The organism is Mesorhizobium sp. M1C.F.Ca.ET.210.01.1.1, from assembly GCF_004791585.1.
Classification (GTDB): domain Bacteria; phylum Pseudomonadota; class Alphaproteobacteria; order Rhizobiales; family Rhizobiaceae; genus Mesorhizobium.
Genome location: NZ_SRUU01000018.1, coordinates 1 through 13360, shown reverse-complemented (window position 1 = coordinate 13360; position 13360 = coordinate 1). Strand labels below are relative to the sequence as shown.

The window sequence follows — 13360 nt, the reverse complement described above, 5'->3', positions numbered from 1 at the left end:
CCGTTTTTCGGACGATCTGGTATTGGCTGATCAGAGCTTGTGCCAGGTCTGGCTCTTGCAGATCAGTCCGCCAAAGACGCAGCCGCTCATCTTGAGCGAGGTGCCCGAAAGCGTCGCCTTGCCGGAATAGGTCTTGTCGGTTTCCGGGTCGGTTATGGTGCCGGTGTATTTGTTGTCGCCGGCCGCCTTGAAGGAGCCGATCGTCTTGCCGGAATACTTGCCGGACTTCAGCGTGATCGAGAACGAGTCGCTGCCTGCGATCGCCGCCGTCGAGCCGGCCTGTGTCTTCCAATTGCCTTCGATCGGGTCGGCCCATGCCGCGCCCGCCATGATCAAGGTGGCCGCGAGGGCCAGGCTCACTTTTCGAAACATAATGTCCTCCTCCAATGGGTTCCGGCGGGGCTCCGGTCCGCCTCCCTGTCCCTTACGCAAACGTAAGCTAGTCCAGCCGCTGCCAAAACGAAAGCGGTGCCGCCACGGAAGGTTGCAAGGATTTTGGCCCCGTCGGCCACTGAAAATGAACGCAAGCGGAAAAAGGCTTCGGTTTCCGTGGTTAGCGAAGTCTTGATTCCGATGCCTGAAATTTTCATCGAATTTTGCGCAAATCGGCTGAATTGCGCCATTCCTATGCTTAACAGTTTTTCGCGTTTACCTCTTGTTTTAGCTTTGTTTTCTTCAAATTAAGCAAGCCATTTAACGACGGATTCAAGGCCAGGCCTCATCCTCGAAAGCATCGAAAGAGCGGCCCGCCCCAAGGGACAACTGGGACAGAAGGAGGCAGCTCTCGGGAGCCAGACAGGGGATTGAAATGGCACGTTTTGAAATGCTTGAAGCCGGCTTCGGCGCCATGGGGGCAACTGCCCAGGCCGACATTCTTTTCGAACTGGGCATGATGTATGCGACCGGCCGCGACTGCGATACCGACGTCGTCGCCGCCCACAAATGGTTCAACATCGCCGCGATCAAGGGTTCGGTCCGCGCCGCCGAGCTGCGCTCGGAACTGTCGGCCTCGATGTCGAAGGTCGAGATCGCCAAGGCGCTGCGTGAGGCGCGCGAATGGATGACGATGCACTGACCTCGCGGGCCTGAGGCTGAGGATATTCAGGGGACAAGGCCGCGAGAAGACGGCCGGCTGACAAGAACAAGAACGCGGCGGGCGAAAACGCCAAGCTGCGCGCTAAGACAGGGAAGCGAGCGGGTTCGGGCGCGGGGCGCTGAGGAAGCTCGACTGCAAAAGCCGCGACCGGCCGGGACAAGGCCGGCGCGGCTTCTGCATTTTTTGCGGCCTTCGAAGCGCTGTTTTTATGACGGCTTGGCCCAAGAAATGCCCGCCGGAATGAACCAAAGCGGCATACATTGTCCTCTCGACAGTTCCGGCGAAGGGTGGAATTGTCCCGGCTCTGTGGAAGAAGCGCGGCCGGGCGGCCGTGCGCAAGTGGAGGAGTTCTATTGTCATGAAAAGATTGGGTATTTTGAGCGCGGCCGCATTGGGCCTGATGATGAGCGCTCCGGCTGCTTTCGCCGACGACATCACCATTTCGGTGGTCGGCCCGATGACCGGACAGCTCGCCACGATCGGCGATCAGTTCAAGCAGGGCGCGCAGGCCGCCGCCGAAGCCATCAACGCGGCGGGCGGCATCAACGGCTCCAAGATCAAGCTCGACATCGAGGACGACCAGTGCGACCCGAAGCAGGCGGTGTCGGTGGCCAACCGCATCGTCGCCAACGGCGTCAAGTTCGTCGATGGCCATGCCTGTTCGGGTTCGAGCATTCCGGCCTCCGCCGTCTATGCCGAATCCGGCACTCTGATGATGAGCCCGGCCTCGTCCAATCCGGTGCTGACCGACGCCGCGGCCAAGTCCGGCTGGCCGACGATCATGCGCCTCTACACGCGTGACGACGCGCAGGGCGCTTTCATCGGTCCGTGGATCGCCAAGAAATATGCCGGCAAGAACGTCGTCGTCCTGCACGACAAGAGCGCCTACGGTCAGGGCGTTGCCGACGTGGTCAAGGCGACGATGAACGCTGGTGGTCTGAAAGAAGTCGATTATGAAGGCATCAACGCCGGCGAGAAGGATTATTCGGCCTTGGTGACCAAGCTCAAGTCGCTCAAGACCGATGTCGTCTATTTCGGCGGCTATCATCCCGAGGCCGGCCTCATCCTGCGCCAGGCTGCCGAGCAGAACGTCAAGTTCCAGCTGATCATGCCGGACTCGATCGCCACGCCGGAATTCTGGCAGGTCGCCGGCCCGGCCGGTGAAGGCACCATGTTTGTCTTCCCGTCGGACCCGCAGTCGAAGCCAGAAGCCAAGGACGCCGTGGCCAAGATCAAGGCCGGCGGCTTCACGCCGGAAGGCTTCACGCTGTTCTCCTATGCCGTGATCCAGGCAGTGGCCGAAGGCGTCAAGCGCGCCGGCACCGACGATCCGGGCAAGGTCGCCGAGGCGCTGAAGGACGGCAAGCCGATCAGCACCGTCGTCGGCGACGTCATCTTCGATGAGAAGGGCGACCTGAAGAACGCCAGCTATGACATCAACCAGTGGCACGACGGCAAATACGCGCCGATCAAGCCGTAATCGGCTCTGCATTCATGGAAATGGCCGGGTTCGTCCCGGCCATTTTTTTAGAGCGTTTCTGCGATTCATGGAATCGCCGAACCTCGTTACACACTTTTCCTGGAATTGCTCTAGGTCTGGCCGTCCTCGACAAAGCGCACCAGCACAGTGCCGTCGCTCACCTGCGCGCCTTCTCCCGCGATCTCGGCGATCACCCCGTCATGCGGGGCGGCAATGGTGTGCTCCATCTTCATCGCCTCGAGGATCAGGAGCGGCTGGCCCTTGATCACGGCATCGCCCGCCGCCGCGCGCACCAGCTTGACCAGCCCCGGCATCGGCGCGCGCAGGCTCCCAGTGGCCGACGCTGCCTCATCCGCCTTAGCGAGCGGATCCGGCGCCGCGAAAGTATGGCCGACAGCGCCTTCGAACACTGTGACGTGACCCGGCCAGCGGGCGGTGCGCGGCAGGTTCCTGAGGTCGTGCGCGTTGATCGCGTCATGCGGCGCCTCCAGCGCCACCTGGAATCGCCCGTCTGGTCTCGCCGAGATGCGCGCCAGGATGTTCTCCTCGCCGTAACGCAGGCGGATGCGGCGAGCAAGCGTATGGAAATGCGCGTAGCCGACAAGCGAGGACCACGGATCGGCGGCCGGGCCCGGCGCCCCTGCGTCGGTCGCCGCCAGCGCCGCCGCGGCGATTGCTTCATCGCTTGGCGCGGCAACCGCAACGAGCGCGTCCTGGTGCCTGCCGATCAGGCCGGTGTCGACATCGCCGGCGGCGAAATCGGCATCAGCCGCAAGCGACGCCAGGAAGGCGGTGTTGACGGTCGAGCCGGCAACTTCCGTCCGGGCCAGCGCCTCGCGCAATGCCGCAAGCGCGGTGTTTCTGTCCTTGGCGTGCACCACCAGCTTGGCGATCATCGGGTCATAGAAGGGCGAGATGGCGTCGCCGGCCCGCACGCCGGTTTCGATCCGCATGGCGGCTCCATCTGGTGCTGAGTTCGGAAACCGCAGATGGTGCAGCGTGCCAGTCGCCGGCAAAAATCCCTTGGCCGCGTCCTCGGCATAGACGCGCGCCTCGAAGGCATGGCCGGCAAGCGCGATCTCGCTTTGCGTTTTCGGCAGCCTCTCGCCGGAGGCGACTCGAAGCTGCCACTCCACCAGGTCGACGCCGGTGACCATCTCGGTGACGGGGTGCTCGACCTGGAGGCGCGTGTTCATCTCCATGAACCAGAAGCGGTCGGCTTTCAGGCCATTGGACGCATCGACAATGAATTCGATCGTGCCGGCGCCGGAATAGCTGATCGCCTTGGCGGCCTTAACCGCGGCTTCCGTCATCGCCTTGCGCAGCGCCGGCGTCATGCCGGGGGCGGGCGCCTCCTCGATCACCTTCTGGTGGCGCCGTTGCGCCGAGCAGTCGCGTTCGAACAGATGCACGGCATTGCCGAAATTGTCGCCGAACACCTGGACTTCGATATGGCGCGGCTTGTCGACATATTTTTCCACCAGCACGCGGTCGTCGCCGAAAGCGGCCTTGGCCTCGCGCCGCGCTCCGGATAGCGCCTCGGAGAAATCATCCGGGTGGTCGACGCGGCGCATGCCCTTGCCGCCGCCGCCCGCGCGCGCCTTGATCAGCACGGGATAGCCGATCTCGCGCGCCTTGGAGGCGAGCAGCACGATCTCCTGCGCTTCGCCGTGATAGCCGGGCACCACCGGGACGCCCGCCTTTTCCATCAGCCGCTTGGCGGCGTCCTTCAGCCCCATGGCCCGGATTGAGGCGGCGGAGGGCCCGATGAAGACGAGCCCGGCCGCCGTCACCTCGTCGACGAAGTCGGGGTTTTCCGACAGGAAGCCGTAGCCGGGATGGATGGCTTGCGCGCCGGTGGCGAGTGCCGCGGCAATGATCTTGTCGCCGCGCAGATAGCTTTCGCCGACGGGCGAGGGGCCGATATGCACCGCCTCGTCCGCCATCTCGGCATGCAGGGCGCGGGCGTCTGCGTCCGAATGGACGGCGACAGTCCACAAGCCCAGCTTGCGCGCGGTGCGGATGACGCGGCAGGCGATCTCGCCGCGATTGGCGATCAGGATCTTGCCGAACATGGAGCCTCCCGGGTTTGCGACGGGCGGCGCCAGTCCGAAATGCGCCGGCCTATTTCGAAGCCGCGATCGCGCAGCCGCCGCTGGCGGTCTTGACCTTCCACCTTTTGAAGCCGCTCTGACAGGCACGCAAGGCGATATCCTCCGCGGCCTTCTGCGAAGGCGCGTTGAGCTTCACGCTGCAGAAAATGTGAAGATCGACGACGCGCGAATAGAAGGTCGTAGCGTAAGCCGAATGGCCGCTTGCGGCGATATAGGCAAGGTAGGATTTGTAGCAGGCTTCCTTCGGATCGAGCGAAAGAGTTGGAGCAAAGCGTTTGTCGCCAATCTTGCCGGCCAGCGATTCCGCTGAGCCGACGCCCGGAGCAACGAACATAAGCAAACAGGCAAGTATCGAGGCAGCCGCGTTCCGTGAATATTTCAATCCCATTTTGACCCCATCCCCATTTGAAAATGCAGGATGAGCAGTAACGAATATTTTTCACCGGTGCTAGCCATCCGACCATAATTCGCCCTTGCCTGCACTGAGGAATCTGCTGGTCCATAAGTTCAGCCTTTTCCAAGATCAGCAACGGCACGGCGGTATAGTTCGGCCACCTGTTCGTCGAAGCAGCAAAAAGTAACGGTTTCGGGCGCCGGGTTTTGCCGCAGAAAGTCAGCTACGGTTTCGACAGCAATGCCGGTCGCCTCGTCCTTGGGATAGCCGTAGATGCCGGTCGAAATCGCCGGGAAGGCGACCATCTGACAGCCTTGGGCGCGGGCGATTTCGAGCGAGCGCCGGTAGCAGCAGGCAAGCAGTTTCGCCTCGCCCCTGCCGCCGCCGTGCCAGACTGGCCCGACCGTATGGATGACGTAGCGTGCCGGCAGACGATAGCCCCTGGTCAACTTGGCATCGCCGGTGTTGCAGCCATTGAGCGCGCGGCACTCGGCGTCCAGTTCAGGGCCTGCCGCGCGGTGGATGGCGCCGTCGACGCCGCCGCCGCCGAGCAGCGAGGAATTGGCGGCGTTGACGATGGCATCCACCGCGAGCTTCGTGATGTCGCCGGTGTGGACGCGGATCCTGTCGCTGACACCGCTCATCGTCACATCCTGAACACGCCGAACTTCGTCTCCTCGATGCCGGCATTGAGCGCCGCCGAGAGGCTCAGCGCCAGTACCTCGCGCGTCTTGGCCGGATCGATGATGCCGTCGTCCCAGAGCCTTGCCGAGGAATAGAGCGGGTGGCCCTCGTGCTCGTATTTCATCAGGATCGGCTTGCGGAACTTCGCCTCCTCCTCGGCGCTCCATTGCCCACCCTTGCGCTCGATGCCTTCGCGCTTGACCATGGCAAGTACCGTCGCTGCCTGCTCGCCGCCCATCACCGAGATGCGCGCGTTCGGCCACATCCACAGGAAACGGGGTGAATAGGCGCGCCCGCACATGCCGTAATTGCCGGCGCCGAACGAGCCGCCGACAATGACGGTGAGCTTCGGCACCCGTGCCGTGGCGACCGCCGTGACCAGCTTGGCCCCGTCCTTGGCGATGCCGCCGGCCTCGTACTTTCGCCCGACCATGAAGCCGGTGATGTTTTGCAAGAAAATCAGCGGAATGCCGCGCTGGCAGCAGAGTTCGATGAAATGCGCGCCCTTCAGCGCGCTTTCCGAGAAGAGCACGCCATTGTTGCCCAGGATGCCGACCGGCATGCCATGCAGATGCGCAAAGCCTGTCACCAGCGTCGTCCCGTAATTCTGCTTGAACTCGTCGAACTCCGAGCCGTCGACAAGGCGCGCGATCACCTCGCGCACGTCATAGGGCTGGCGCAGGTCGGTCGGCACGATGCCGTAGAGTTCATGCGGGTCATGAAGCGGCGGAATCGGTTTCTGTAAGTTCAGGCTTACGGCCTTGTTCCGATTGAGGTTCCTGACGATGCGCCGGCAAATGGCCAGCGCATGCTCGTCGTCCATGGCGTAATGGTCGGCAACGCCGGAAAGCCTGGTGTGGACATCGGCGCCGCCGAGTTCCTCGGCGCTCACATCCTCACCGGTGGCGGCCTTCACCAGCGGCGGCCCGCCCAGAAAAATGGTCGCCTGGTTGCGCACCATGATCGTCTCGTCCGACATCGCCGGCACATAGGCGCCGCCGGCCGTGCAGGAGCCCATGACGCAGGCGATCTGCGGGATGCCGGCCGCCGACATGTTGGCCTGGTTGTAGAAGATGCGGCCGAAATGCTCGCGGTCGGGAAACACCTCGTCCTGGTTGGGCAGGTTCGCGCCGCCGCTGTCGACGAGATAGACGCAAGGCAGCCTGTTCTGCAGCGCGATCTCCTGCGCGCGCAAATGCTTCTTCACCGTCACGGGATAGTAGGTGCCGCCTTTCACCGTGGCGTCGTTGACGACGACCATCACTTCAGTGCCTTCGACGCGGCCGATGCCGGTGATGATGCCTGCCGACGGAATGTCCTCGCCATACATCGACCATGCCGCGAACTGGCCGACCTCGAGGAAAGGCGAGCCGGTGTCGAGCAGTTGCGCGAGCCTTTCGCGCGGCAACAGCTTGCCGCGGCCCTGGTGGCGCTCGCGCGCCTCGTCGGAGCCGCCACGCTCGATGCCGGCCGCCTTCTCGGCGATGTCGGCGACCAACTCGCGCATGCGTTCAGCATTGGCGCGGAAGTTGTCGGAGGAGGGGGAGATCTGGGTTTGCAGGGTGGCCACGTTCTTCCTCACACCTCTTGATGCCGCAACGGAACCAGTGTAACAGCCCGCGCCCGGATGCTGCGTGCCAGGCGTGGCATCTTTTGTACGAGTGACACCTTCAGGAGGCGACGATGAAAGGCATGTCCATGCATTTCACCAGATGTCTCCCTTCGGCCATGGCCTGACGCCGCCGAAGGGCGGCTTTCCACGTCCCGAATTTGAGCAAGAGGAACACGGCACTTTGAGGCGCTGTGGGTGTCACTATGTATGTGCGGTTTGTAACGCCGCTGATCCATCCGAAAAGCCGGGTGGAGACCGGCTTTTTCCACGCGTCCTGGTACCTGCACCGCCAGGATTGGATTCATGGCGAGCTGCAGAACCAGTTCGACTGGTTCAATCAGCATTTGCCCATTCCTGGCCGGGTCGGCCGGCATTTCAAGCGCCGTAGTCCGATCTGGGGCATCTGCTGGTTCCATCCGGACGCCAAGGAAGCGATCAGTCGTGCGCGCTACTGCGCCTGGCTGATCGAGGAGGGCGGCTTGCCCGTGCGCTCCATCAGGTCGGCGCGCCAGCGCGAGGTGCTGTGGCGCGATGCGCACCAGATCGTCGCCAAGCCAACCGATGACTTGCCCAAGGCATTCGGCTGAGGCGGCGGAGGGAGACATCACACCCCCTCCGCCATGATCTCGCGGCCGATCAGCCAGCGGCGGATCTCGCTGGTGCCGGCGCCGATCTCGTAGAGCTTGGCGTCGCGCAGCAGGCGGCCGGCCGGATAGTCGTTGATATAGCCGTTGCCGCCGAGCAGCTGGATGGCGTCGAGCGCCATTTGCGTCGCCTTCTCGGCGGCGAAGAGCACGCAGCCGGCGGCGTCCTTGCGCGTGGTCTCGCCGCGGTCGCAGGCGGCGGCCACGGCATAGACATAGGCGCGGGCGGCGTTCATCGTCGTGTACATGTCGGCGAGCTTGCCCTGCACAAGCTGGAAGCTGCCGATCGGCTGGCCGAACTGCTTGCGTTCATGCACGTAAGGGACCGCGACGTCCAGGCAGGCCGCCATCAGCCCGATCGGCCCGCCGGAGAGCACGGCACGCTCATAATCGAGGCCCGACATCAGCACCTCGACGCCGCGCCCTTCCTCATGCAGCACATTGTCGAACGGCACCTCGACATTCTCGAAGACGAGCTCGCCGGTGTTGGAACCGCGCATGCCGAGCTTGTCCAGCTTTTGCGCCACCGAGAACCCGGCCATGGTCTTTTCAACGATGAAGGCGGTGATACCGCGCGAATGGCGCTCCGGGTCGGTCTTGGCGTAGACCACCAGCGTTTCGGCGTCGGGACCATTGGTGATCCACATTTTCGAGCCGTTGAGCACATAGCGGTCGTTGCGCTTTTCGGCGCGCAGCCTAAGCGAAACCACATCCGAGCCGGCGCCGGGCTCCGACATCGCCAGCGCGCCGACCTTGTCGCCCGAGCATAGCGCGGGGAGGTATTTTTCCTTCTGCGCCGGCGTCGCCCAGCGGTTGATCTGGTTGACGCAGAGATTGGAGTGCGCGCCGTATGAAAGGCCGACAGAGGCCGACGCGCGCGAGATCTCCTCCATCGCCACGACATGCGCGAGATAGCCCATGCCGCTGCCGCCGAAATCCGGATCGGCGGTAATGCCAAGCAGGCCGAGCGCGCCGAGCTCGCCCCACAGATGCGCCGGGAATTCGTTGGACCGGTCGATCTCGGCCGCGATCGGCGCGATCTTGTCCTGCGCGAAGCGCCGCACGGTATCGCGCAGGGCCTCGACGTCGGCATCAAGCCCGAAGTTCAGCGTATTGGTGTACATGCCGTTCCTCCCCGCGCATGACCCTGAAAATCGACTCCGATCTTCGGAAAGGATCATGCCAAAATTCAAAGTGCCACAGCGTCCTTCGCGCGTCCCAGTGGACGCGCGGCGCTGTAGGCGTCGATCTTCGCGCCGACGAGCCGCATTGTCATTGAAAGATATGTCGTGGTGACTTCAGCGATCGACAGCCGCTCGCCCGGCCGGAACCAGACGATGACGCCGGTCATCATCTGGATCAGTGCCATGGCGGTGAGCCCGACATCGTCGATCTCGAAGACGCCGGCCTCCGCGCCGTCGCGCAGGATGGCGCGCAACTCCTTCTCGTAGGCGGTACGCAGCTTGAGAATCTGTGTCAGCCGCTCATGCGAGAGGCTGCGCAGCTCCATGTTCGAGACATGGGTGGCGTGGCGCCGCGCGATATGGAAGGCAATGTGGTTCTCGACATAGGCGGCAAGCCGCGCCGCCGGGTCGACCGCCGCCGGACGCGCCGCGTTCCAGGCTTCCAGCAGGCCTTCCATATGCTCGCGCATCAGCGTGAACAGCAGGTCCTCCTTGGTCGGGAAGTAGCGGTAGAGCGCGGCGGCCTGCACGCCAACTTCGGCCGCCAGTTGGCGCATCGACATCGCTTCGTAGCCGAGACGCGCGATCAGGCTGACCGCCGCCTCGCGGACGGCCGCCTCGGTTTTTTCCCCGTCGGAGCCTGTGGTGCGTGCCATGTCTGCCTCTGATGGCATTAATAAAACGAACGTTCAATTAATTCAAGATGCATCGAACACTCATTCCTCGCATCGGTTTGCGAAGGCCAATGAGAACTAGACGATGATCCGGAAGTCGGCAGGCACGTTGTCGGAGGCCTCCTCGACGTCGACCTTCGAGACCAGCGCGCCCCGCGGTCCTTGCCAAAGCCGGTCGATCATGGCGGCGACCGCGGCATCGGCGCCGACGATGAGTGCCGCGACCGAGCCGTCGCGCTCGTTGCGCACCCAGCCCGTCAGCCCGAGACGCACAGCTTCGTTGCGTGTCCAGACGCGGTAGCTGACGCCTTGCACCATGCCGGAAACGCGCGCCCGCACGGCTCTTTGCTCACCCTGCATCGTCCGCTCCAGAATCTGCCCCCATCAATCTGGAGCAGCACAGGGCAAATGCAACGGCCGGTCAGTTCCCTCGCGCCGCCGCCAGCGCGCCGGGCAGTTCCTCGGCGAAGATGTCGAGTTCATGGTCGAGGCCGACGCTGACCCGGATGCAGCGATCGAGCCGTGGTGCCATCGGCTTGCGGATGAACACGTCGCGCGACAAGAGAGCCTGCATCACCTTCAGCGCGAAGGCGCCGTCGCGGCCGCAGTCGATGGTGACGAAATTGGTCGCCGACGGCAGCGGCTTCAGGCCGTTTTGCTCGGCGATGGCTGCGATGCGCCGCCGCCCGGCCGCCACGCGGGCCACCACCGAATTCAGATAGTCCTGGTCGGCGAGCGCCTCGAGGCCGGCGATCTGCGCCATGCGGCTGACGCCGTAATGGTTGCGTATCTTCTCGAAGTCGCGGATCACTTCACGTTCGGCCACCGCGTAGCCGCAGCGTATGCCGGCCAGTCCGTAAGCCTTGGAGAAGGTGCGCATGCGCACGACGTTTGGCCGCGCGACATCGATCGGCGGCAGAGCCGAGGCCGGACCCAGCTCGCCATAGGCCTCGTCAAGCACCAACATGGTGGTTTCCGGCAAAGCTTCGATGAAGCGGATGACCTGCGGCGCTTCCCACCAGCTTCCCATCGGATTGTCTGGGTTGGAGAGATAGACCAGCGGCGCCTTTTCCCGGTGAACCGCGGCCAGCAGCCCCTCCAGGTCCTCCTTGTCATCGACATACGGGACCGTCACCAGCCGGCCGCCGACGCCGGCGATGTGGAAGTTGAAGGTGGGATAGGCGCCAAGTGAGGTGACCACCGTGTCGCCCGGCGCGACATACATGCGGGCGACGAGGCCAAGCAGGCCGTCGATGCCTTCGCCCACCACCACGTTCTCGACGTTGACATCGTGGTGCGCGGCCGCCGCGACCTTCAGCTCGTAATTGTCCGGGTCGCAATACATCCACTGGTCGCGGGCAACGCTCTCCATGCGGGCGATCACACGCGGCGAGGGACCAAAACTGCTCTCGTTGGCGCCGATACGGGCGCGAAAAGGCCGCCCGCGATCGCGCTCCTGTGCTTCCGGCCCGACGAACGGCACCGTGGTGGGAAGCGCACCGACGATCGGCGTAAGGGGAGGGCGCTGGCGCATGGCAAGGGCTCGCGTGGAAGAGGGGTTCTTGCTAGCGCGGGCGGTGGGCGGGTGCAAGGCTGGGTGCTGCGTGTCAACCGTGCATCGCGGTCCGGACTGGATTCTCTCGGTCGCTTTTGCTAGCGAAGCGCAATGAACAACCGATTGCCGCCCGCCTGGGCCAAGCACCTCAAGACCCAATCCGCGCCGCCCAAGGTCCCACACCCGCCAAAAGCCGGACTGCCAAAGCGCCAGTCTTCGAAGGGTAGTCCGTCTCGCGCGCAAGCCGACGACATGTTGTTGCGGCAGGCGCTGGAACTGCAGAAAGCCGAACGGCTGCCGGAGGCGGAAGAACTCTGCCATCGCGTTTTGGCGAGGACGCCGGAGCATGCGCTCGCTTTATACATTCTGGGAACTCTGGGCGTCGATTTCGACGCCGAGCTGGCCGCCAAGTATTTCGAGCGGGCGGCCATGCAAGAGCCTAACAATCCTTACTATCGTCTCAGCCTCGGCGAAGCTTGGTTGAAGGCCGGGGACTTCCCGCCAGCGATCAAACATCTGCAACGCGCCTGCGAGCTTAAGCCTGATCTCGTAGACGCACTTTGCGGATTAGGCCAAGCGTGCACCAAATTCGGAAAGGCTGATATGGCTTTGGCGGCCTACAATAGCGTGCTCAAAATCAACAATAATCATCCCGAAGTGCGATTAGGCATAGCCCGCGCACTCAGCAGCTTGGGGCGGATGGATGAAGCTGCGGCTTGTCTGAAAGAAGCTGTCGACCTGGGACTAAACATCCCGGAAGCTTACCACGCCTTTGTCAACACAAGAAAATTCTCAAGTGAGCCGATAGAGCTTAAGTCCATTCTTGTCGAACTTGACCGTCGAGCCGTCGTCGACGCTGCTGGATCATACGAGCTTCATATGGCGGCAGGCAAGATTTTGACTGATCTCAAACGTTTTGACGACGCCATAGATCACTACCTGAAAGCCAAGACATTTGCCACGCAGAAGCTCGATATCGCTGCCTATCGGAAGAAAGTGGATTTGCTGATCGAGTTGTTTGACGCGGAACTTCTTGCGGCCAAGGCGGGATTTGGCGCCCCCTCCGAAGTGCCGGTTTTCGTCGTTGGAATGCCACGTTCCGGAACGACACTGACGGAGCAGATCTGCTCAAGCCATCCAGAGGTTCACGGCGCCGGAGAACTTGCCAAACTTAGACGTATTGCCATTGCCTGTGGCTTGCACGAAGAGGTGGGCCGCGTTTTGGGAGAGCCAGTAAAGTCGATGACGGTCGGCCAATCTCAAACGCTGGCGCAAGATTACCTAGCACACTTGCGGCAGTACTCGGGTACGGCGCGGCGTATCGTGGACAAGATGCCACATAATTTTGAGCTAGTTGGCTTGATCGCGATCATGTTTCCGAATGCGCGCATTGTCCACTGCAAACGTGATGCGATCGACAATTGTTTTTCTTGTTTTACCTCGAACCTCAACGAAACGCACGACTATACGTCTGATCTTCACGACTTGGGTATGTATTATCGTGAATATGATCGTCTTATGGCGCATTGGAAGGCGCTTTTGCCTGGGCGCATCTTTGAAAATCGCTACGAGGACATGATTTCGGATCAGGAAGGTCAATCGCGTCGCCTGATCGACCACCTCGGGCTCCCTTGGGATGACGCCTGCCTTCGCTTCTTCGAGAAGGAAGGGGCGGTCAGAACGATCAGCCGCTGGCAGGTTCGCCAGCCGATTTACAAGACCTCGGTCAAGCGCTGGAAGAACTACGCGGACAGGATCCAGCCTCTGATCGATGCCCTAGGCGACTTGGCTGAACTCTAGGTGTTCAGTCCCGAGGTCAAGTGGACGGGATTGAGCCGGAACCTTTCTGGCTGTTTGGCCCATACCGCGCAGATGGCTTCGTAAGGCGTGAGGCCGTGAAGGGTCTTTAGCCGCCTGGCGAAG

At 62.7% G+C, this 13360-nt stretch carries 13 protein-coding genes and 1 pseudogene; 4 read left to right on the top strand and 10 right to left on the bottom strand.

Annotation, left to right across the window (positions count from 1 at the left end):
- Positions 1-30 precede the first annotated feature (30 nt).
- Positions 31-372: a DUF2147 domain-containing protein gene (locus tag EN853_RS20200; protein ID WP_127861300.1), complete on the bottom strand. Its 342-nt coding sequence runs from the start codon at positions 370-372 to the stop codon at positions 31-33.
- Between the two features lie 436 nt (positions 373-808).
- Between EN853_RS20200 and EN853_RS20195 the strand changes: the two genes are divergently transcribed.
- Positions 809-1075, top strand: a complete 267-nt coding sequence (locus EN853_RS20195) for a sel1 repeat family protein (RefSeq protein WP_127861301.1) — start codon at positions 809-811, stop codon at positions 1073-1075.
- Positions 1076-1454: 379 nt separating this feature from the next.
- Complete coding sequence (locus EN853_RS20190; protein WP_127861302.1) at positions 1455-2576, top strand: ABC transporter substrate-binding protein; 1122 nt, start codon at positions 1455-1457, stop codon at positions 2574-2576.
- Between the two features lie 110 nt (positions 2577-2686).
- On the opposite strand, the gene EN853_RS20185 is transcribed toward EN853_RS20190, so the two are convergent.
- From EN853_RS20185 to EN853_RS20170, 4 genes are all read right to left on the bottom strand, one after another.
- Positions 2687-4651, bottom strand: a complete 1965-nt coding sequence (locus EN853_RS20185) for an acetyl/propionyl/methylcrotonyl-CoA carboxylase subunit alpha (RefSeq protein ID WP_127861303.1) — start codon at positions 4649-4651, stop codon at positions 2687-2689.
- A gap of 49 nt (positions 4652-4700) precedes the next feature.
- Positions 4701-5024 carry a hypothetical protein gene (locus EN853_RS20180; RefSeq protein ID WP_245517176.1) on the bottom strand — a complete coding sequence of 108 codons (324 nt, stop codon included), beginning with the start codon at positions 5022-5024 and terminating at the stop codon, positions 4701-4703.
- 173 nt (positions 5025-5197) lie between these two features.
- On the bottom strand, positions 5198-5728 hold the full coding sequence (locus tag EN853_RS20175; protein ID WP_127861305.1) for an O-acetyl-ADP-ribose deacetylase: 531 nt from the start codon (positions 5726-5728) through the stop codon (positions 5198-5200).
- Between the two features lie 2 nt (positions 5729-5730).
- Positions 5731-7338, bottom strand: a complete 1608-nt coding sequence (locus EN853_RS20170; protein WP_127861306.1) for a carboxyl transferase domain-containing protein — start codon at positions 7336-7338, stop codon at positions 5731-5733.
- 245 nt (positions 7339-7583) lie between these two features.
- On the opposite strand from EN853_RS20170, the gene EN853_RS20165 reads away from it, so the two are divergent.
- A complete protein-coding gene (locus EN853_RS20165) occupies positions 7584-7967 on the top strand; it encodes a hypothetical protein (RefSeq protein ID WP_127861307.1) in 384 nt (127 codons plus the stop codon).
- Between the two features lie 17 nt (positions 7968-7984).
- On the opposite strand, the gene EN853_RS20160 is transcribed toward EN853_RS20165, so the two are convergent.
- From EN853_RS20160 to EN853_RS20145, 4 genes are all read right to left on the bottom strand, one after another.
- Complete coding sequence (locus tag EN853_RS20160; protein ID WP_127861308.1) at positions 7985-9148, bottom strand: isovaleryl-CoA dehydrogenase; 1164 nt, start codon at positions 9146-9148, stop codon at positions 7985-7987.
- 65 nt (positions 9149-9213) lie between these two features.
- The gene (locus EN853_RS20155; RefSeq protein ID WP_127861309.1) at positions 9214-9864 is read right to left on the bottom strand and encodes a TetR/AcrR family transcriptional regulator; all 651 of its coding nucleotides are present in this window, start codon (positions 9862-9864) and stop codon (positions 9214-9216) included.
- A gap of 96 nt (positions 9865-9960) precedes the next feature.
- Positions 9961-10242 carry an acylphosphatase gene (locus EN853_RS20150; RefSeq protein ID WP_127861310.1) on the bottom strand — a complete coding sequence of 94 codons (282 nt, stop codon included), beginning with the start codon at positions 10240-10242 and terminating at the stop codon, positions 9961-9963.
- Between the two features lie 61 nt (positions 10243-10303).
- Positions 10304-11416 (bottom strand): pyridoxal phosphate-dependent aminotransferase, encoded by a 1113-nt coding sequence (locus EN853_RS20145; protein ID WP_127861311.1) that lies wholly within the window; start codon positions 11414-11416, stop codon positions 10304-10306.
- A 132-nt stretch (positions 11417-11548) separates the two neighbouring features.
- Between EN853_RS20145 and EN853_RS20140 the strand changes: the two genes are divergently transcribed.
- Complete coding sequence (locus EN853_RS20140; protein WP_127861312.1) at positions 11549-13237, top strand: sulfotransferase; 1689 nt, start codon at positions 11549-11551, stop codon at positions 13235-13237.
- Here the strand turns inward: EN853_RS20140 and EN853_RS20135 are convergent.
- A pseudogene (locus EN853_RS20135) lies at positions 13234-13360 on the bottom strand (IS481 family transposase); the annotation flags it as partial. The gene EN853_RS20140 and the pseudogene EN853_RS20135 sit on opposite strands and share 4 nt — an antisense overlap.